20 protein-coding genes are annotated in these 18,736 nt (G+C 51.4%); 19 read left to right on the top strand and 1 reads right to left on the bottom strand.

What is annotated here, in order from left to right:
• Positions 1-61: 61 nt before the first annotated feature.
• From PGR79_RS04890 to PGR79_RS04870, 5 genes are all read left to right on the top strand, one after another.
• A complete protein-coding gene (locus tag PGR79_RS04890; protein ID WP_087858658.1) occupies positions 62-844 on the top strand; it encodes an alpha/beta fold hydrolase in 783 nt (260 codons plus the stop codon).
• Positions 845-938: 94 nt separating this feature from the next.
• Positions 939-1,502, top strand: coding sequence for a peptidylprolyl isomerase (locus PGR79_RS04885; RefSeq protein ID WP_113374604.1), 564 nt, complete (start codon positions 939-941; stop codon positions 1,500-1,502).
• Between the two features lie 41 nt (positions 1,503-1,543).
• Positions 1,544-1,870 (top strand): hypothetical protein, encoded by a 327-nt coding sequence (locus tag PGR79_RS04880; RefSeq protein ID WP_045395158.1) that lies wholly within the window; start codon positions 1,544-1,546, stop codon positions 1,868-1,870.
• Between the two features lie 10 nt (positions 1,871-1,880).
• Positions 1,881-2,717: an MBL fold metallo-hydrolase gene (locus tag PGR79_RS04875; RefSeq protein ID WP_113374603.1), complete on the top strand. Its 837-nt coding sequence runs from the start codon at positions 1,881-1,883 to the stop codon at positions 2,715-2,717.
• A gap of 114 nt (positions 2,718-2,831) precedes the next feature.
• Positions 2,832-4,046 (top strand): acyltransferase family protein, encoded by a 1,215-nt coding sequence (locus tag PGR79_RS04870; RefSeq protein ID WP_430921172.1) that lies wholly within the window; start codon positions 2,832-2,834, stop codon positions 4,044-4,046.
• A 218-nt stretch (positions 4,047-4,264) separates the two neighbouring features.
• Here PGR79_RS04870 and PGR79_RS04865 read toward each other — a convergent pair whose 3' ends face one another.
• Positions 4,265-5,152: a LysR family transcriptional regulator gene (locus tag PGR79_RS04865; RefSeq protein ID WP_047044392.1), complete on the bottom strand. Its 888-nt coding sequence runs from the start codon at positions 5,150-5,152 to the stop codon at positions 4,265-4,267.
• A 411-nt stretch (positions 5,153-5,563) separates the two neighbouring features.
• On the opposite strand from PGR79_RS04865, the gene PGR79_RS04860 reads away from it, so the two are divergent.
• The 14 genes from PGR79_RS04860 to PGR79_RS04795 all read left to right on the top strand — a co-directional run bounded on the left by PGR79_RS04860 (position 5,564) and on the right by PGR79_RS04795 (position 18,730).
• Entirely contained in the window at positions 5,564-6,991 is a 1,428-nt protein-coding gene (locus PGR79_RS04860) for a bifunctional 2-methylcitrate dehydratase/aconitate hydratase (protein ID WP_430921170.1), read from the top strand.
• Positions 6,992-7,040: 49 nt separating this feature from the next.
• A complete protein-coding gene (locus tag PGR79_RS04855; RefSeq protein ID WP_113374602.1) occupies positions 7,041-8,183 on the top strand; it encodes a hypothetical protein in 1,143 nt (380 codons plus the stop codon).
• Positions 8,180-9,160, top strand: a complete 981-nt coding sequence (locus PGR79_RS04850) for a hypothetical protein (RefSeq protein ID WP_087858652.1) — start codon at positions 8,180-8,182, stop codon at positions 9,158-9,160. Before PGR79_RS04855 ends, PGR79_RS04850 begins: the two co-directional genes overlap by 4 nt.
• Positions 9,161-9,187: 27 nt before the next feature.
• Positions 9,188-10,570, top strand: coding sequence for an MFS transporter (locus tag PGR79_RS04845; RefSeq protein ID WP_047050258.1), 1,383 nt, complete (start codon positions 9,188-9,190; stop codon positions 10,568-10,570).
• A gap of 184 nt (positions 10,571-10,754) precedes the next feature.
• Entirely contained in the window at positions 10,755-11,378 is a 624-nt protein-coding gene (gene ccmA / locus PGR79_RS04840; RefSeq protein WP_113374601.1) for a cytochrome c biogenesis heme-transporting ATPase CcmA, read from the top strand.
• On the top strand, positions 11,375-12,034 hold the full coding sequence (gene ccmB, locus PGR79_RS04835; RefSeq protein WP_015370111.1) for a heme exporter protein CcmB: 660 nt from the start codon (positions 11,375-11,377) through the stop codon (positions 12,032-12,034). The genes ccmA and ccmB overlap by 4 nt, the downstream gene beginning before the upstream one ends.
• Positions 12,035-12,067: 33 nt before the next feature.
• On the top strand, positions 12,068-12,814 hold the full coding sequence (locus PGR79_RS04830) for a heme ABC transporter permease (protein WP_087858648.1): 747 nt from the start codon (positions 12,068-12,070) through the stop codon (positions 12,812-12,814).
• Positions 12,811-13,035: a heme exporter protein CcmD gene (ccmD, locus tag PGR79_RS04825; protein ID WP_063415583.1), complete on the top strand. Its 225-nt coding sequence runs from the start codon at positions 12,811-12,813 to the stop codon at positions 13,033-13,035. The genes PGR79_RS04830 and ccmD overlap by 4 nt, the downstream gene beginning before the upstream one ends.
• Complete coding sequence (ccmE, locus tag PGR79_RS04820; RefSeq protein WP_015703212.1) at positions 13,032-13,508, top strand: cytochrome c maturation protein CcmE; 477 nt, start codon at positions 13,032-13,034, stop codon at positions 13,506-13,508. Before ccmD ends, ccmE begins: the two co-directional genes overlap by 4 nt.
• A complete protein-coding gene (locus PGR79_RS04815; protein ID WP_308957872.1) occupies positions 13,505-15,457 on the top strand; it encodes a heme lyase CcmF/NrfE family subunit in 1,953 nt (650 codons plus the stop codon). The genes ccmE and PGR79_RS04815 overlap by 4 nt, the downstream gene beginning before the upstream one ends.
• Positions 15,457-16,014: a DsbE family thiol:disulfide interchange protein gene (locus PGR79_RS04810; RefSeq protein WP_113374599.1), complete on the top strand. Its 558-nt coding sequence runs from the start codon at positions 15,457-15,459 to the stop codon at positions 16,012-16,014. Before PGR79_RS04815 ends, PGR79_RS04810 begins: the two co-directional genes overlap by 1 nt.
• Complete coding sequence (locus PGR79_RS04805; RefSeq protein WP_113374598.1) at positions 16,011-16,478, top strand: cytochrome c-type biogenesis protein; 468 nt, start codon at positions 16,011-16,013, stop codon at positions 16,476-16,478. Before PGR79_RS04810 ends, PGR79_RS04805 begins: the two co-directional genes overlap by 4 nt.
• Positions 16,475-17,341 (top strand): c-type cytochrome biogenesis protein CcmI, encoded by an 867-nt coding sequence (gene ccmI, locus PGR79_RS04800; protein ID WP_087858643.1) that lies wholly within the window; start codon positions 16,475-16,477, stop codon positions 17,339-17,341. Before PGR79_RS04805 ends, ccmI begins: the two co-directional genes overlap by 4 nt.
• 225 nt (positions 17,342-17,566) lie before the next feature.
• A complete protein-coding gene (locus PGR79_RS04795; protein ID WP_006798114.1) occupies positions 17,567-18,730 on the top strand; it encodes a NapC/NirT family cytochrome c in 1,164 nt (387 codons plus the stop codon).
• Positions 18,731-18,736 lie beyond the last annotated feature (6 nt).

The raw sequence follows: 18,736 nt of genomic DNA, 5'->3' as shown, positions 1-18,736 counted from the left end.
GCCTGTGTACCGGCATCCGGAGTCAATGATAAAAGTAAAAATAAGCATACGGAGATTTTAAATGTTTATCCGACCACTGAAATTAACTCAGCATGTCGATGTACAGGGCCCAGAAAATGCGACGACAGTGATTCTTCTTCACTCGTTAGGAACGGATATGCATCTTTGGGATCTGCAAATGCCGCGATTAACCGAGCGTTATCGAGTAGTCCGCCTGGATATTCGCGGACATGGGCTCAGTGCCGTCGACGCGTTGCCTTTTTCAATGGAAGATCTTGCCGATGATGTTATTGCTGTCGTCGATCATCTGAACATCAATAAGTTCTATGTCGTCGGTGTTTCAATTGGCGGCACGATAGCACAATGGATTGGCTTCAAATTACCGCAACGCGTACAGGGGATGGTGATTATTGATACTTCGCTGGTGAATGCCGCTCCGCCCTCGCTATGGCGCGCAAGGGCGGAGGATGTTTTCCAGCATGGTCTTGAGCACCTTGAGAGAGGAATTATCAGTAATTGGGTCACGCCGCAATTTATCGACTCGCCTGAGGCTGACGGTCTGAGGAAAATGCTGCGCAATACAACAGTCGAAGCTTTCTCCGGGTGTTCTTTAGCTATTGCCGATACTGATTTGACTAATATGGATATCCACGGCGTTAGTGCGGTTATAGTCAGGGGAGCGGAAGATAAGCTGACTCCGCAAGACTACGCGCAACGTCTGGCGAAAAAGCGTAATGCCGAATTACATGTTATCCCCGGCGCTTCACATTTACCTAATTTAGAAAAACCGGATGCGCTTACCGATGAGATCATTACATTTATTGAGAAAGCGCAAACACATTAATAGATCAATGCCGCGATAAGGGGCCAATCAGCGCGGCTAATGAGCAAGTGCAGCGACAGGCGGTAATTTCTGTCGCCAGAATGGAGTAAATGATATGAATCGTCGGTTATTTATTGGCGGCTGCCTGGGATTATGTGCGGGCGCCGTCGCGTTGCCTGCCGCGTTAAAATGGCTAGGTTCTGCAGATGATACTATTGAGATGGAGTTGGATAGTGGTATCGTCACGATAAAGTTATTTTCTGATATTGCCCCTAATCATGTGGCGCGGATTAAGACACTCGTACAGTCTAAATTTTATGATGGTATGCCTTTTTCCAGGGTTATTGATGGGTTTATGGCGCAAACTGGTGAGCCGCTACAAAATACACGGTTTGATCCCCGCGTAATGCCAAAACTGGCTGCGGAGATTAATCATTTGCCGTTTGAACGCGGCACTATTGGCATGGCCAGATCGCGAAATCCGCACAGTGCTTGCCATCAATTTTTTATTACCTCAACCCGCGCTCGATATTTAGATCAAAACTATACCGTCGTTGGTCAGGTTACCAAAGGAATGGAATGGGTGGATAAACTCCGCCGTGGTGATGCCGAGTTGGGCACGGTGGTTAATCCGGATGTGATTAAACGCATGCGTCTGGTGACTACCCATACCTTGTAGTTCCACGTTGCTAAAATACCTGTTGCAGGAGTAGTTTCTAAATGCCCAGTATTACTGTATCTACATCAGCAAGATATCGGTTGGATTCCGCCGCCTTTGCTGAATTTTCGATTGCCCTGGCAAATTTAGCCAAAGAGATACTGCAAGCTAAAGACAATAATATCCACATTACTTATCTCACTGCTGAAATCGGCTATGGTACGCCGGTTTATGTCGAGGCAAAACTCAGACAAGAAATATTTCGTAGCGAACCGGTGATGAATGAATTTTTACATCAGGTAGATTTGTTAATTAAAGAGAGGATCGGCGTTGTGGCGAGAATTCGCTGTTTCCTTTATCAAGCCAATAATATTTTCGCTAAAAATTAAAGGATAAAATATGAATGAAAAATTGCCAATGAAGGACCTTGGGGATGTCTTAGTGACTGCGGTTAGCGATGGCTACTTGCAGGTTGACTTCGGGCTACTGGCAAATGTAGATGAAACGGAGTGCAGGGCCATTCAGCAAAAATCCTGTCCTGAGGAACCAAATTCAGTTCATATCAATACCTTTTTAGTGCAGCAGCAGGGGAAGAATATCCTCATTGATAGCGGTGCTGGTGGCATTAAAGGTTGGGGGGGCGGTTTAGTTAAGAATTTAGCTAAACTGGGCTTGCAACCAGATGATATTGATGCCGTTCTACTCACTCATGCTCATCCCGATCATATTGGTGGCCTGGTTAATGCTCAGGGAGAAGCTATATTTCCTCGCGCGGAGCTATTCATCAGTCGTGATGAATATGATTATCTGCAAGACGATAACCAGTTTGCGACGGTCAGCGATCGCGTTAAAGGTAATTTCCTGTTGGCGCGCAGCGTTTTTAAACAGTATCAAGATCGGCTTCAGTTAATTGATGATGGTGAAGTGCTTGCCGGCATACGTGCTATTCCCTTGAAAGGCCATACACCTGGACATACCGGCTATAGCATTGTCGGGAGTCATAACAGCCTATTGATTTGGGGGGATATTGTGCATTTCCCACATATTCAGCTATTAAAGCCGGATGTCACTATCGCCTTTGATTATGATCCACAGTTGGCAGCGGAGACGCGTGCGCGCATCCTTGAGATGGCCAGCTCCGATCAAGTTCTTGTTGGCGGTATGCATTTTGGTCTGCAGGGTTTTGGTTATATTAAAAAGCTTAACACAGGATATTGCATTATTACCGATGAGTAATAGACATTAATCTGAGTCGATACTGCTTTGCCGTTATTAATTTTTATACCAGTAATCATCTTTCTATTTCAGAATAACTTGGTGATATAAAAATACCATCTGTGGAGGACTGTAATGAGTTCTGTAATAACAAAAGAAATGAGTAGTGATAAGCTTTACGGTGAAGCACATATCACGCCAGGGATGCAATCAATAGCGGCAGGAGCATTTTCAGTGCGGCCTAAGCTTCCTTCCATCACCGGAAGCAGGTTTTGGGCTGCTTTTTTAGTTTTTTTATTTCATGCATCACTGCCCAGCGATCTCGCCCCATTTGCCAATCCGACGATTCAACATATCTATACCGTTATTGTCGGCAAAGCTGGTTGGCTGGGAGTGTCATACTTCTTTATTTTGAGCGGGTTTATCATGGTATGGTCCGCGAAAGATACGGATACCGTTGGTGATTTTTATCTGCGGCGTTTTGCTAAAATTTATCCAACACATTTCCTGACATGGTTGGTTGCATTTTTAATTGGTGCAGTCAGTGTTTATCAATATAAATTATGGTCGACCAATCTGCTGTTGGTGAATACCTGGTTTAACGATGTACATTACTTTTTCGTTGGTAACCGGCCGAGTTGGTCTTTATGCATCGAAGCGATGTTTTATCTCTCTTTTCCATTCCTTTACCGGATTATGAAGACGATCCCGACAAAGCATGATTTACTTGCCCTGTTGTTGGTCACAATGACATCGTTAGCAGTCCAGGTTGCGATCTATCTGTGGGCTGAACCGAATAAAATGATGGGAGCATTCCCTATTTCTCAACATCATTTCTGGATTTCGTATATTTTCCCTCCGGCACGTATTTTTGAGTTTCTGGCCGGTATGTTTGCTGCACGACTACTCATCAATGGCCGGGCAATTATGTTGTCGAAAACGGTATCACTTGCCTTACTGGTGGCAACGTATATTGCTTCTATGTATATTCCATACCAATTTAGTATGAATGTCGTATTTATCATTCCTGTTTGCTTGTTAATTACCTCTTTTGCCGGCGATGACTTGAAAACCAGGAAAACTGCATTGAATTCGCCAACCTCGGTTTGGTTAGGAGAGATCTCTTATGCATTCTATATGGTTCATTTCTTAGTACTGTTTTATTTTTTGAATTTAACGGCAGGGAGAAAGTTTGATTTAGCTGAAGGAATAGGGCTTATCGCTGTTGCTCTGGTTCTGTCAATTGCTTTCGCCGCTTTTTTATACAAATACTTCGAAGTACCAATGATGAAAACGATTCTGGCAAAGTTTCGGGAAAGAAGGTTGGTCAGCCTGCGCGAACCCTCATGATGACAGATTGAATATTCAGCATTTCTGGTGGGAGGCATGCGTCAATGAGATGCACTCCCACGCTTTACTGCTTAATCAGTATGAAAGCCGTAGCTTTCTACAAGATTTTCCTTGAATGACAACATATCCCCGCTAATCACCTTTACCGATCGTCTTCAATAGGTAGGTGTATTTTATAATGTGGTGCGAGCATAATTTATGCAGTTCATATGAGTTAGTTAATAACCGATATCGCGCAGCCGAGGATCCTGGAACACAGAGGTCATCATACCGGTGAATTTGGCGATATCCAGATAGGCACAGTCTGTTCGGTACACCAACTCTATTTTGAAGTCATTGAACTGCCCGGAGAGCTGATGAATCTTAATCTTGCTCTTAACTTCACTACTAATAGAACAGCGCAACACCAACGATACCCCTTTACCCGCGGCAATGCTTGAGAACAGCACTGGATAAGATCCGCATTCAACGACACGTTTTGGCGTGATATTGCCTTCATTGAACAGCACATTGAAGTTGCGCGTAGACGTTGCACATTTTTTACTACTGAGCAAAAAGACTTCGCCATCCAGACTGGAGATATCAGTAATGGGAGGTTGATTTTTCTCGGTGATAATTACCAGCTCGCTTGAGAGCAATATGGAACGTGCATGTTGTGTATTGGAAAATCCGGCGCCAATAATTACTGCATCAAATTCGTTTTTATCAAAGGCGCTGAGCAAACTAATTGTGTTGCCGATTGATATGTCGATGTTCCAGCCCAGCTCCTGGCCTAAATCAATCAAGGAACTAATAATATAGGGGGGTAAACATTCAATTATTCCAACTCTTATCGTCAACTGACTGCTTTTAGAGTAGGAAATGTTGTTTTTGCAATCGTCCGCCAGGTTCAGAATTTTGAGTGCATACTCATAAAGTATCTGGCCTTGCGCTGTGGGAGTGCATCCTTCGGTTTTCCTGTCTAACAGGGTGACATCCAGGTTGTCCTCGAGACTTCGTATTCGGTGGGAAATGCTTGATTGCACTCGATTCAGGCGCTCTGCGGCTTGGGTTATATTCCCTGTCTCCACCACCGTCACGAACGCAAGAAGTTCACTTAGCTTCATTTGAGACCTCATGCTAAAAGTTGGTTTAATGTTGCAATTGTATTTATAATTTGTGACGTTTGTTTTGTCATCATGTTTCTAATTGCCAGTGTTGGTAGTGCTGGCCAGAGAGCGTCACAGCGAAGACGTTCGACATCAATAAGCTTATTCGTATATCAATTCGTATGTCCTGAATCTCCATTGCAATGAGCCATGCTCTGTTGAATATCATTAAGGTATCAATCTTTTCGATGAATACCTCGATTTTATTCGCTGGTTTTTTATTGCTGCGCCAATTACGATTTAATCAGTAAGGCCAATTATTCATTTTATAATCAAGTGGTTACGCATCCTCTTGTATTCAGTTATCTCGCTTTTCTGGCCTTTATTACTCGTATTGATGAAACCTTCATTTCGTTTATGGGATAAAACATGGCGCACGCTGAGTTTGATAAAATAATGATCGATCTGGTTGATTATGCCTACGAGCAAACAGCCTTTAATAATGAGACGCTCCGGATGGCGCGTTTTTGTCTGCTGGATTCAATTGGCTGCGCGATAGCCGCCTCTACAGATGCCGACTGTTCCAGACTCATGCGCAGCGCGCAATTCAGTCGCAACCCTCAGGGGGTCCCGGTCATGGGGACGCCATTGCGGTTAGGGCCAATCGAAGCGGCTTTTCAAATTGGTTCGATGATCCGCTGGCTTGAGTTTAACGATACCTGGCTTGCGCAAGAGTGGGGACATCCGTCCGATAACCTTGGGGCAATCCTGGCCGCTGCCGCGTGGCGGAGCCTCTCCGATAGCGCCCAGCCAGAGGTGAGTATGGCGGCGGTTCTGAACACCATGGTCAGGGCGTATGAAATTCATGGCGTACTGTGCCTGTCGAACTGTTTTAATGCGCTAGGTATTGATCATGTCGCGCTGGTCAAGGTGGCTTCGGCGATTGCAGCTGCACAGATCATGGGATTATCGAAGGATCAGGCGCTGAGTGCGCTTTCCAACGTGATAATTGATGGCCATGCGCTCAGAACTTACCGACATGCACCTAATGCAGGCACCCGTAAATCATGGGCCGCCGGCGATGCCACAGCTCGCGGACTGCAATTGGCACTGTTTGCCCAGGCAGATGAGATGGGGTATCCGACGGCGTTAACGGCTAAACGCTGGGGATTTGATGATGCGGTGCTACGCGGTCAGTCGTTCAACCTGACGCGAGATCTCTCAGACTTCGTCATCAATAATATATTGTTTAAAGTTCCCAATCCTGCTGAATATCATGCTCAGACCGCGGTCGAGGCGGCAATTAACCTGCGTGAAAAAATACTTGCCGCCGGTTATTCACCTGAATCAATCGAATATGTTCGCGTAGAAACGACGCGTCCGGCGATTCAAATTATTGATAAATCAGGTGTGCTGAATAACTCAGCCGATCGCGACCACTGCCTGCAATATATGGTAGCGGTAGGGCTACAAACTGGAAATCTGACGATTAGGGATTTCCATGAGCCATTGGCCTGCGATCCGCAACTGGAAGCCTTACGCCACAAAATTACCTGCACTGAACGTCCTTCTTTTACCGAAAGCTACTACGACCCAGAAAAACGCGCGATCCCGAATGCGCTGTACATTAAATGTCGTGGAATGACGGAGGAGATTGCCGAGCTTATTGAATATCCGCTTGGTCACGTCCGCCGTCGTGAGGAGTGTTTTGACGCACTGCTAACCAAATTCCATCTGAATCTTTCAGACAGCCCGCTACGCGATCGGGCGGACAGACTGGCCGATATCCTGACCACTGGCCCGGCGCTTGAGACTATGTCTGTTAATGAGTTCCTGAAACTTTTTTCCTGGCATTAATCCATTTCTGAATCATTGACATAAATTTATAACGCTAAAGGTGAATGAAGTGAAAAAGGCAATACTGGTTGGCTGTGGTGCGGAGATTGGCGCAAATCTGTTGATTCAAAACGATCCGCAGAATGATGGTTTCGTGGTGCAGACCGTAGTAACGAATCCGCCTGCTACTGATAAACACTATCCGGAGTTACGTCCGATTGATGGCATTGTGGCGCGTCTGGCGATGGCGCAACCTGGCATCCAGTCCCGGGTCGAGATAATCAATGACGATACGCTGCAAATTGACGGTCGTGAAATTCATTTCTTCTTTGGCGATTTAGCCAAAGTGTGCCCACCCGTTAACGGGCGCTTTGATATCGGTTTTATTGCCACCAGCAAACAGGATATGGATCAGCACAGTCCTGTGGCTCGCAACATGCAGGAGCTGGCCAATGTAGTTCTGGGTGTCGCTGAGGCTGATAGCCTAAAAAGTATTTATGGCTGCCTTGGCGATCTGACGAGTGACGATATCAGTACGATTCAGCGTAAGGTAGTAAGTTCTGGTATGTACTGTTTGGGTTCCTGCCAGACCAATGGGATGCATGCTTCATTACGTGTTGTGGTTGAGGCACTAAATGCTATCCATGGCAACGCTTCGCAAATTGTGTCGGTTGAAACCGATATTGTGCATCCAGATACGCCGAATGGCGTACTTGGCACTCGCTCCTTTGAAGGCCGTATGCAGGATGCTCGCGACAATCTGCGTCCCAGCTTCTCGCAAATTGCCATGAGCCAGAAAAAAGTTATGCCGTGGGCGCCGTTGGTGAATACGGTGTCGCTTCGCGCGCCAGTTCATGCCCCTGGCTATCAGATTAACCGCTTTATCGTCGAAGATAACGGTGCTTTAACGACTGGTTTAATTGAAGCTGCCATTGAGCGCGTGAACAAGCAGCATCCTCATGTAGTGATGGCCTCGCGGTCGCCTCTTGGGGGACGCGCTTATGCTTATGAGCGCCGCTGTTCGACAATTCTCTCTGACGCTAACCATTTACTCATTCTTCGACCCGCATATCTGGCGAAGCAGAATCTGAGCGAAGTGATTATCCAGTCCTTTGTTAACAATTCGGTAGGGTATACCGCAGTTGTTCGCGCCGTTGCGCGCAATATTGCCCAAGGTCTACCGGTGGCGACCTTTCAGGAGATTGAAAAATGACACGTTCCCATACCGTTGATTTTTTAAATTCTGGTTTTGTGGTGAAAACCGCCATGTCTCCTGATTTCAATAGCAAGCTAAAGGCTGAGGTTGAGCAAATCCGCGCGTTACATGCTCTTTACCCGGAGCTGATGGTGCCGGTGTTACACGAGGGGGTTGCCGCCGGACGTCAGTTTTATGTTATGGAAAAGAAAGCCTCACTTCCGCTATCGGCTATCGTGCTTGATGAACAAAGAACGCTCGCGGCGCGACGCAAAATAGTTCTGAATGCCCTGGAGAACATCCAAACCGCGATTGGACTGGAGATAGAAAACCAACCTGCACGGGTCAGCGATATGCCAGCCAGGTTGCAGGAGGAGTGGGAAGCTACGCGATTTGCGCACGATCTGTTTGATAAACCGGTTTTACTGAATGGCGTCCGTTTTAGCATTACCGCCAGAGAGGTTATCGAAAAAGCGATCGAGATGGCGCGTGGTGAAGAATTCCGATCGGTAGAAAAGGCTCATTTCAATTTTCACTTTGGCAACGTGCTTTATGACGAAGAACGTTCATTGACTCATTTCATCGATCCTGATTTTTCCGTCAGTGGCCTCGATCCCCTTTTCGGCTTTTCGCGCTTTGCTTTTTCGTTCTGGCATGAGCTGGCAGCCGAGGTTGAAGACGCAGTGAAAATGGTTCCGATGTCTGACGCGCTCATGTTTGTTCTGGCGAAACAGGATTACGGCAATATTCTCAGCGAAATTCCGGAAATTGGCGGTATTTCCGGGCTACTGCCGATAATGGGCGAGAATATGCGTCATCGCTTTTATGTCCTCACCGCTTACTGCTTCCTCAGGAGCATCCGTATTAATGGCAGCAAGCAGCCGTGGAAAACGCCGCGCTCTCCGGTTATCGCCCGGCCTGAGGAGGTACTTATGCTTGGGATGCTGACCTATCTCGAAGGGGCAAGCGTCGCGAGCGAAAGTCTGTGCGCGTAATTTCATTCTAATAAAGGACCTGCGGATATGTCGTTGGTAAGTAGTAGTACTCTTGATCAAGGTTTTGAGGCGCCGAGGCGCTATTTAGCCGCCGCGGCCATATTAATTGGCGTGCTGATGGCGGCGCTGGATAGCTCTATTGTCAATATCGCATTGCCCACCATTGCCAGTGCGTTACAGGTCGATTCGGCGTCCAGTATCTGGATCACCAACGGCTATCAGGTAGCCAGCGCGGCGACGATGCTGATTTGCGCGTCGCTGGGCAGCAGAATCGGTGAGAAGCGTTTTTACACGGCGGGAATGGTGTTATTTACGCTCTCTTCGCTGGGCTGTAGCCTTGCGCCGACCTTTGGCGTACTGGTTACCATGCGGATACTACAAGGGGTAAGTTATGCGGTCATGATAAGCGTGGGGCTGGGATTATATCGGGTTATTTTTCCACCTCGCGCGCTAGGAACGATATTCGGGCTGAATGCGCTGGCCTTTGCGGTTGGCACGGCAATCGGTCCGGCGTTGGGCGGACTTATCATTTCGTATCTTTCCTGGCCGTGGCTTTTCTATATCAATATCCCGCTTGGCGGCGCTGCGATTATTTTCTCCCTGATTTCATTAGGGGCGGATAACGAAAAGGAGAAGGGCTTTGATTGGGCAGGGGCTCTGAGTTCGGCAGCGGCATTGGGCTTGATGGTGGTGGCAGTCGATCAAATTGGCCGCTGGGAGAGCCTGACGCTTATCTATTGCGCGGCGGCGTCAGTGGCGTTATTTGCCTTCTTTATTATCGTCCAGACGCGAGCAAAGCACCCCTTATTGCCGCTTGATATATTTCGTTCACGGCAATATAGCTTTGCGGTGCTTTCATCCGTCTCTATGTTCGTGGCTCAGGGAATGGCGCTGGTCGGCTTACCGTTTGTGTTGCAACATAGCTATCACTATTCAGTACTTGAATCGGCGTTTATCTTTACGCCGTGGCCGGTAGCTGTCGCCTTCTGCGCCCCGGTAGCGGGAAGACTGTCAAACCGTTTTAATCCGACGCAAATTTCTACCGTCGGGGTGGTTATCTTTTGTCTTGGCTTAGGGTCGTTGGCGCTATTGCCGCACGCCGCGACGGTGAATGATTTCTTGTGGCGCGTTGCCGTTTGCGGGGTGGGGTATGGCTTATTCCTGCCGCCAAACAATAAGGAGATGTTTGCCAATGTCTCAGCAAATCGCACGGTAACGGCCTCCGGCGTGCTATCAACGGCCAGGACGACAGGGCAGTCCATCGGTGCGGCGCTGGTGGCGATGGTCATTGCGCTGTTGAACGGCTTAACCGGCCCAGGCGGCGCACAGTTTGCCGTTTATGTGTTTGGCTTCGCCTGCGCTATTGCGGCAATATCCTCTATTGCCAGCACTTTACGCTTGCATCGCTAAAGAAGGGAATGCCGGTAGTGGTGAAAATGCAACCGCTACTGGCACGTTCGATTATGTGTTTTTAGCATTTTTACCCGCTTAGTTCCGGTATAAAAATTTTAATACATTCAGCAAAACAGATTGTTTTCTTTCGTTATAATAAGGCACTTGAATGCGCTGACGCCCGGACTGGACCTGCTTTCTGATGCTGGAAATACAAAATATCGCCTGCCTGCGGGATGAACGAACCCTTTTTACCCACTTATCGTTTTCGGTACAGCCCGGCGAGATTATTCAAATTTCAGGCCCCAACGGCGCGGGAAAAACCTCGTTATTACATCTCTTAACCGGGTTATCGACGCCAGAAGAAGGGGAAATTCTCTGGCAGGGCAAACCGCTGCGGCGCATTCGCGATGGCTGGCATGCGCAGCTCTTATGGCTCGGTCATCAGGTGGGGGTGAAAGGGGCGCTAACGGCGGACGAAAATCTGCGCTTTTACCATCCCGAGGCGACCATTGATGCGCGCTGGCAGGCGCTGGCGCAGGTTGAGCTGGTGGGCTTTGAAGATGTTCCGGTAGCGCAACTCTCCGCCGGGCAACAGCGGCGCGTCGCGCTCGCGAGACTATGGCTCAGCCGCGCGACGTTCTGGATTTTAGATGAACCTTTCACCGCGCTCGATGTGGCTGGCGTGCAAACGCTGACCACCAGGCTGGAGCAGCACGTCGGCCAGGGCGGTGCGGTCATCCTGACCACCCATCAACCCCTGCGCCCGCTCTGCGTTCCCTTACGCACGATTATGCTGAGCGACGATGAGGCGGTCGCGGCATGATCAAGCAGATATTCTGGCGCGACCTGCGCCTCGCCTTTCGCAATTACGCCGAAATTATCAACCCGCTGTGGTTTTTCCTGATTATTATCACCCTGTTCCCCCTCAGTATCGGCCCCGAACCGCAGCTGCTCCGGCAGATTGCGCCGGGCATTGTCTGGGTGGCCGCGTTACTCTCTTCGCTGCTGGCAATGGACCGACTGTTTCGCGATGACTGGCTGGATGGCTCGCTGCAGCAACTGATGCTGATGCCGGTGCCGCTGTCGCTGGTAGTGCTGGCAAAAATCGCCGCGCATTGGGTAGTCTCCGGGCTGCCGCTGCTGATAATCTCCCCGCTGATCGCTATGTTATTCGGACTTTCGACGGCGGAGTGGCAGGTGCTGGCCTTGACGCTGTTAATGGGCACGCCAACGCTGAGCTTTATTGGCGCCATCGGCGTGGGGCTGACCGTCGGCCTGCGGCGCGGCGGCGTATTGCTGAGCCTGCTGGTGCTGCCGCTGATGATTCCGTTACTGATTTTCGCCACCGCCGCCGTGGGCGCGGCGCAGATGCAGTTGCCGGTTGACGGCTATATGGCCATTCTTGGCGCCTTTCTGGCGGGAAGCGCCACCTTAAGTCCGTTTGCTACCGCGGCGGCACTCAGAATTAGCGTGCAATAATTCCCGTTCCCTCGGGGCAATGAGGCAAAGAAAATGTGGAAAGTGTTACATCAACTCGCCATTCCAGAGCGCCTGTATAGCGTATGCGGACGATTCATTCCGCTAATGGCTATCCTCAGCGCGCTGTTTCTGGTGGTGGGCTGCGTCTGGGGATTTGTCTTCGCCCCGGCAGATTATCAACAGGGCGAAAGCTATCGCATCATGTATCTGCACGTCCCGGCGGCGATGTGGTCAATGGGGATTTACGGCTCAATGGCCGTGACCGCTTTTGTCGGCCTGGTCTGGCAGATGAAAATGGCGGATAAAGCGGTGATGGCGATGGCGCTGCCAGGCGCGGTTTACACCTTTATTGCGCTGGTGACCGGTTCCGCGTGGGGAAAACCGATGTGGGGAACCTGGTGGGTCTGGGATGCGCGTCTGACATCCGAACTGGTCCTGCTGTTTTTATACGTCGGGGTGATTGGCCTGTATCACGCTTTTGACGATCGCCGGCTGGCCGGGCGCGCCGCCGGGATACTGGTGCTGGTCGGGGTGGTCAACCTGCCGATTATTCATTATTCCGTGGAGTGGTGGAACACCCTGCATCAGGGCTCGACCAATATGCAGAAAACCATCGACCCGTCGATGCGAATGCCCTTGCGTTTAACCATTTTCGGTTTCTTATTCCTCTTTATTACTCTGACATTAATGCGTATGCGTAATTTAATTCTGTTGCAGGAGCGCCGCCGTCCGTGGGTCGTGGCGCTGGCTGGGGCTAGCAAGCGCGAGGAGAACTCATGACCAGCGCTTTTCACTCCTGGAGCGATTTCTGGCAGATGGGCGGCTACGCCTTTTATGTCTGGCTGGCGGTTGCAGTGACGGTCATCGCGCTGCTGATTTTGTTCATCCATACCCGCTGGCAGCGCCGGGCGCTACTGGCGGATATACGTCGGCAGATGGCGCGCGAGCGCCGGGTATCGGCGGCGCGTAAGCAAAGCTCAATGAAGGGAGATGCGTTGTGAATCCTCGGCGTAAAGTACGTCTCTGGCTCGCCTGCGGAGTGATTGGGGGGCTGGCGCTGACCGTTGGTCTGGTGATGTATGCATTAAGCTCCAATATCGATCTCTTCTATACACCGGGCGAAGTGATATACGGCAAACGGGAAAATGGCCAGAAGCCAGAGCCGGGGCAGCGTCTACGTATCGGCGGCATGGTGATGCCCGGCAGCGTGAAGCGTGACGATAAAACCCTCGATGTGACCTTCAAACTCTATGATGCCCGCGGTGTCGTCGAGGTGAGCTATACCGGGATCCTGCCGGCGTTGTTCCGCGAAGGGCAGGGGGTTGTAGCACAGGGGACGCTGCAGGACGGGACGCATATCCGCGCGAAGGAAGTGCTGGCGAAACACGATGAAAATTACACCCCTCCGGAAGTGAAAGAAGCGATGGAAGAGAATCATCATCCGGCTGAGAAGCCACAGGGAGCCGCGCAATGATCCCTGAAATCGGCCTCTTCCTGCTGTGCCTGGCGCTGGGCATTTCCTGCCTGCTGGCGCTATTTCCCTCCTGGGGCGCGATGCGGCAGGATGCGCGGATGATGGCGCTGGCGAAGCCGCTGTCGGTAGCGATGTTTGCCGCCATCCTCGGGGCGTTTCTCATTCTGGTGTACGCCTTTGTGGTGAATGACTTCACCGTTCTGTATGTCGTCAGTAACTCGAATACGCTGCTGCCGGTGTGGTATCGCGTAGCGGCGACCTGGGGGGCCCACGAGGGATCGTTGCTGCTATGGGTATTGCTGATGAGCGGCTGGACCTGCGCGGTCGCGGCCCTGAGCCGTAATATTCCGCTGGAGGCCTCTTCGCGGGTGCTGGCGGTAATGGGGATGATCTCCTTCTGCTTCCTGGCGTTCATCCTGCTGACCTCAAATCCGTTCGTGCGCACGCTACCTGATTTCCCCATCGAAGGGCGCGATCTGAACCCGATGCTGCAGGATATCGGGCTGATCTTCCACCCGCCGATGCTGTACATGGGCTATGTGGGTTTCTCCGTGGCCTTCGCTTTCGCCATTGCGTCGCTGATGACCGGGCGTCTTGATAGCGCGTGGGCGCGCTGGTCGCGCCCGTGGACGCTGGCGGCGTGGAGCTTTCTGACGGTCGGTATCGTGCTGGGGTCGGCGTGGGCCTATTATGAGCTCGGCTGGGGCGGCTGGTGGTTCTGGGATCCGGTAGAAAACGCCTCTCTGATGCCGTGGCTGGCGGGAACGGCGCTGATTCACTCGCTGTCGGTCACCGAAAAGCGCGGCAGCTTTAAATCCTGGACCGTGCTGCTGGCGATTCTGGCGTTCTCGCTGTGCCTGCTGGGCACCTTCCTGGTGCGTTCCGGGGTACTGATTTCCGTACACTCCTTCGCTTCCGATCCTACGCGCGGCATGTTTATTCTGGCGCTGTTGGTGATCACTATCGGCGGTTCGCTGCTGTTATTCGCCATCAAAGGCGGCAAGGTCCGTTCCCGGGTGCGTCACGAACTGTGGTCGCGCGAGTCGCTACTGCTGGGCAACAATGTGCTGCTGATTGCCGCCATGCTGGTGGTACTGCTGGGGACGCTGCTGCCGCTGATACACAAGCTACTGGGGTTAGGCAGCATTTCTATCGGCGAGCCGTTCTTTAATTCCCTCTTTATTGCGCTGATGGTCCCGTTCTCGCTGCTGCTTGGCATCGGGCCGCTGGTGCGCTGGCGTCGCGATGAATTCCACAAGCTGCGTAAACGGCTGCTGATTGCCGCGGTGGTTGCCATCGTACTGGCCATCGCACTGCCGTGGCTGATGCAGGATCGTATTAAAGCCATGACCGTGGTTGGCCTGCTGATGTCGCTATGGGCATTCGTGCTTACCGTGATGGAAGTGGTGGAGCGCGCCACCGACCGCCACCCCTTCTGGCGCGGGCTGACCCGCCTCGGACGCAGTCACTGGGGAATGGTCGCCGGCCACGTAGGGCTGGTGGTCACCGTCATTGGCATCGCCTTCAGTCAGAATTACAGCATCGAACGTGACGTGCGGATGAAGCCGGGCGATAGCGTCGATATCCACCAGTATCACTTTGTGTTCCGTGACGTGCGGGATATCACCGGGCCGAACTACTTCGGCGGTGAAGGGGTGATCGAAGTTTCTCAAAATGGCCGTCACGTGAGTACGCTGCGGGCGGAAAAACGCATTTACAGCAGCAGCCGCATGGAGATGACCGAAGCCGCCATCGACGGCGGGCTGGTACGCGACCTGTACGCTGCGCTGGGTGAAGAGCTGGCCGACGGTAGCTGGGCGGTGCGCTTGTACTATAAACCTTTTGTTCGCTGGATCTGGTTCGGCGGGATGTTAATGGCGTTTGGCGGCGTGCTGTGCATCCTGGACCCACGTTACCGCTTACGTAAATCACTGCCGGAGAACGCGTGATGAACCGCAAAGTCTTATATTTACCGCTGGCTATCTTCCTGATTCTGGCGGCGGCGCTGATGTGGCAACTGATGCGCAATAGCGACGGCGACGATCCTACCGTGCTTGAATCTGCGCTGGTGGGTAAGCCTCTGCCGGATTTCCGCCTGGCGTCGCTGGAAAAACCGGATGTCATGCTGGATCCCTCTAACATTATCAATGGTAAACCGGTGCTGATTAACGTCTGGGCCACCTGGTGCCCCACCTGTCGGGCGGAGCATCAGTATTTGCGCTCCCTGGCGGCGCAGGGCATTCGCATCGTTGGCATCAACTATAAAGACGATCGCCAGAAAGCGGTGAACTGGCTGCACGAATTGGGCAACCCGTATACGCTGGGGGTGTTTGACGGCGACGGTATGCTGGGGCTGGATCTTGGCGTGTATGGCGCGCCGGAAACTTTCCTCATCGACGGCAAAGGCATTATCCGCTACCGCCATGCCGGCGATGTGAACGAGCGGGTCTGGCAGCAGGAGATTCTGCCGCTGTGGAATAAATACAGCCAGCAGGGGGGCGCGTGAAATATCTTCTCATCACTTTACTGACGGCGCTGTTCTCGTTTCAGGCGCTGGCGGCGATTGATACCTATCCATTTAAAGATGAGGCTCAGGAGCAGCAGTTCCGCCAGTTGACCGAACAGCTGCGCTGCCCGAAATGCCAGAACAACAGTATTGCCGATTCGAACTCGATGATTGCCGCCGACATGCGCAAAAAGGTCTGGCAATTGATGGAGCAGGGACAAAGCAATCAGCAAATCACCGATTACATGGTGGCGCGCTACGGCAACTTCGTCACCTACGAACCGCCGGTGACCCCCGCGACGAGTATCCTCTGGCTGCTGCCAGCTTGTTTTGTTGTGGGCGGCGCGCTGGTGATTTTCCGTTTAAGCCGTCGCTCACGGGCTGAACGCGTCAGCGAACTGAGCGCGCAGGAACAGGAACGCCTAAAGGCGCTGCTTGATGACAATAAAAGGACCCTGAAATGATTGTCGCTTTGCTCATCATGTTGGTTTTACTGCTGGGAACCGCGGCGCTGCTGTTTATCCCGTGGAGCGGCAGACAGCGCGTTGACCGCAATACCATGAACCATATGATTTATCGGGCGCGCCTGCAGGAGCTTGATGAGGACATTTCAGCGGTGAACGCGGCGCAGCAACAGCAGCTGGTTGACGATTTACGCTTGAATTTATTGGAAGATTTGCCCGAATCTGCCGAAACGAATCACAAAAATAGTAGTTATTGGGTGTATATTCTTGGGGTTATTATACTAACCTCTTTATGCGTAGGGGTTTTTATCCGAACGAGTTACATGACCCGCGTGGTTGAGTGGCAGCAAGTTGTCCAGCAAACGCCGCAGTTGATGCAGCGGGTGATGGATCCACAGGGCAAACCGTTGTCGGAAGAAGAGCTGTTTCGACTGGCGCTGGGGCTACGCACCCGCCTGCAGCAATACCCGGCCGACCAGCTGAGCTGGACGATGCTCGGCAGGTTGCAGCTGGTGCTCAATAATCCAGGAGCCGCGTTACAGGCGTTTGATAAGGCGCGACAGCTGGCGCCAGGCAACGCCGATGCGCAACTGGGATATACCGAAGCGTTACTTCACTCTACGGATCCCAACGATAGCCGTGAAGCCCAGCAACTGCTCGATACGTTGCTGAAGAATAACCATAACGATGTACGGGTGCTTAGCCTGGCGGCGTTTAACGCCTTTGAGCACCAGCAGTATGACAAAGCGATCGCGGCGTGGCAGCTGATGCTGCAACTGTTACCGGCGGATGATGCTCAGCGAGAAATTATCATTCGTAGTATTGACCGGGCTAAAAAAGAACAAGCCGCTACACTGAAATAATTAAAATAACGTGAGTATTGCTCGAAGGCATATTGGATTTGCAATGGGTTATCGCTCTGAAATCACAGGATAATCATCCCCGGCTGATTATCCTGGCTCCGAAAATCTCCATAAATACAGTTGGATTAGAAGGTGAGTGCAATCGTTATAGATTTATTTATATAACGATTGCCATCTGGCAGGGACTTTTGCGTCTTTCATTTAGGAAAAGGGTTAAATAATAAGATGAGTAAACTTTCACTGGAACGCTCTGGTAGGCGAAAAATTATATTTATCGCCTTGCTGGTTGGGATCATTATTGGCGTGGTATTGCTGGCTGGTACCGCGACTATTATGCATAAAACCAGCGATACTGAATTTTGTGTGTCATGTCATACCATGCAGCAGCCTCTGGCGGAATATCAGGGCAGCGTGCATTTCCAGAACGATAAAGGTATTCGCGCCGAGTGCGCCGATTGCCACGTTCCTCATCAGCCGATCGATTATATGCTGACCAAAATTGGCGCCCTGAAAGATGTCTGGGGTGAAATGACCGGCAAAATCGACACTCCGGAAAAATACGAGGCGCATAAACTGGCGATGGCCCAGAGCGTCTGGGATGGGTTGAAGAAGAGCGATTCGGCGACCTGCCGTTCCTGCCACGACTATAAAGCGATGGATATTCTGGCGCAAACCCCTGAAGCCCGTAAGCAGCACCCGGTCGCGATCAAAGAGGGCGAAACCTGTATCGACTGCCATAAAGGCGTGGCGCATATTCTGCCGAACATGAGCGGCCTGGCGGCGGCAGGGGCCAGCGAGCTCGCTAACGCGGCGGCGAAAACCCCGGCGACCGCGACCACCCTTTACACCATTCAGACCCAGCCGTTCTGGCTGAGCGAGAAAGCGGGCGACCATAACGACGGTAACCTGATGGCCTCCACTGAAGTGAAAGTGGTGAAACGTGAAGGCGACATGGTGCTGGCGGATGTTCATGGCTGGCAACAGGATGGCGTCACCGAAGCTTTCTACGCCGCGCGCGGCAAACGCATTATGAGCGCGCTGCTGGGCGAAGAAGCTCGCAAAGCGTTAAAAGTCTCTGGCTCCGTTACCGATGAAGAGACCAAACAGGTCTGGCATGAAGTCGATCTGCAGGTCTGGCTGCCGGCGAAAAATCTGATTGGCGATCAACAAAAAATCTGGAGTTACGCTTCTGAATTAATGGCTAACAACTGTACCGGCTGTCATGGCCTGACCGAGTTGAATCGCTTTAACGCCAACCAGTGGATTGGGGTGGTTAAAGGTATGTCCGGCCGTACTTCACTGACTCAGGAACAGGTTCGTCTCCTGACCCAGTACGTACAAAAACATGCGAGCGACATGCCAGCAGCGGCCAATCAGGACAAACAATAAGGAGCC

Source organism: Klebsiella sp. 141161 (assembly GCF_050600815.1).
Taxonomy (GTDB): domain Bacteria; phylum Pseudomonadota; class Gammaproteobacteria; order Enterobacterales; family Enterobacteriaceae; genus Klebsiella; species Klebsiella aerogenes.
The sequence above is the reverse complement of the archived record's forward strand: the minus strand, read 5'-3'. Positions and strand labels throughout refer to the sequence as shown.

Excerpts from the sequence above, each read along its gene's own strand:
- PGR79_RS04890 (WP_087858658.1), top strand. The coding sequence starts at position 62 with ATGTTTATCCGACCACTGAAATTAACTCAGCATGTCGATGTACAGGGC.
- PGR79_RS04885 (WP_113374604.1), top strand. The coding sequence starts at position 939 with ATGAATCGTCGGTTATTTATTGGCGGCTGCCTGGGATTATGTGCGGGC.
- PGR79_RS04880 (WP_045395158.1), top strand. The coding sequence starts at position 1,544 with ATGCCCAGTATTACTGTATCTACATCAGCAAGATATCGGTTGGATTCC.
- PGR79_RS04875 (WP_113374603.1), top strand. The coding sequence starts at position 1,881 with ATGAATGAAAAATTGCCAATGAAGGACCTTGGGGATGTCTTAGTGACT.
- PGR79_RS04870 (WP_430921172.1), top strand. The coding sequence starts at position 2,832 with ATGAGTTCTGTAATAACAAAAGAAATGAGTAGTGATAAGCTTTACGGT.
- PGR79_RS04865 (WP_047044392.1), bottom strand. The coding sequence starts at position 5,152 with ATGAAGCTAAGTGAACTTCTTGCGTTCGTGACGGTGGTGGAGACAGGG.
- PGR79_RS04860 (WP_430921170.1), top strand. The coding sequence starts at position 5,564 with ATGGCGCACGCTGAGTTTGATAAAATAATGATCGATCTGGTTGATTAT.
- PGR79_RS04850 (WP_087858652.1), top strand. The coding sequence starts at position 8,180 with ATGACACGTTCCCATACCGTTGATTTTTTAAATTCTGGTTTTGTGGTG.
- PGR79_RS04845 (WP_047050258.1), top strand. The coding sequence starts at position 9,188 with ATGTCGTTGGTAAGTAGTAGTACTCTTGATCAAGGTTTTGAGGCGCCG.
- ccmA (WP_113374601.1), top strand. The coding sequence starts at position 10,755 with ATGCTGGAAATACAAAATATCGCCTGCCTGCGGGATGAACGAACCCTT.
- ccmB (WP_015370111.1), top strand. The coding sequence starts at position 11,375 with ATGATCAAGCAGATATTCTGGCGCGACCTGCGCCTCGCCTTTCGCAAT.
- PGR79_RS04830 (WP_087858648.1), top strand. The coding sequence starts at position 12,068 with ATGTGGAAAGTGTTACATCAACTCGCCATTCCAGAGCGCCTGTATAGC.
- ccmD (WP_063415583.1), top strand. The coding sequence starts at position 12,811 with ATGACCAGCGCTTTTCACTCCTGGAGCGATTTCTGGCAGATGGGCGGC.
- PGR79_RS04815 (WP_308957872.1), top strand. The coding sequence starts at position 13,505 with ATGATCCCTGAAATCGGCCTCTTCCTGCTGTGCCTGGCGCTGGGCATT.
- PGR79_RS04810 (WP_113374599.1), top strand. The coding sequence starts at position 15,457 with ATGAACCGCAAAGTCTTATATTTACCGCTGGCTATCTTCCTGATTCTG.
- ccmI (WP_087858643.1), top strand. The coding sequence starts at position 16,475 with ATGATTGTCGCTTTGCTCATCATGTTGGTTTTACTGCTGGGAACCGCG.
- PGR79_RS04795 (WP_006798114.1), top strand. The coding sequence starts at position 17,567 with ATGAGTAAACTTTCACTGGAACGCTCTGGTAGGCGAAAAATTATATTT.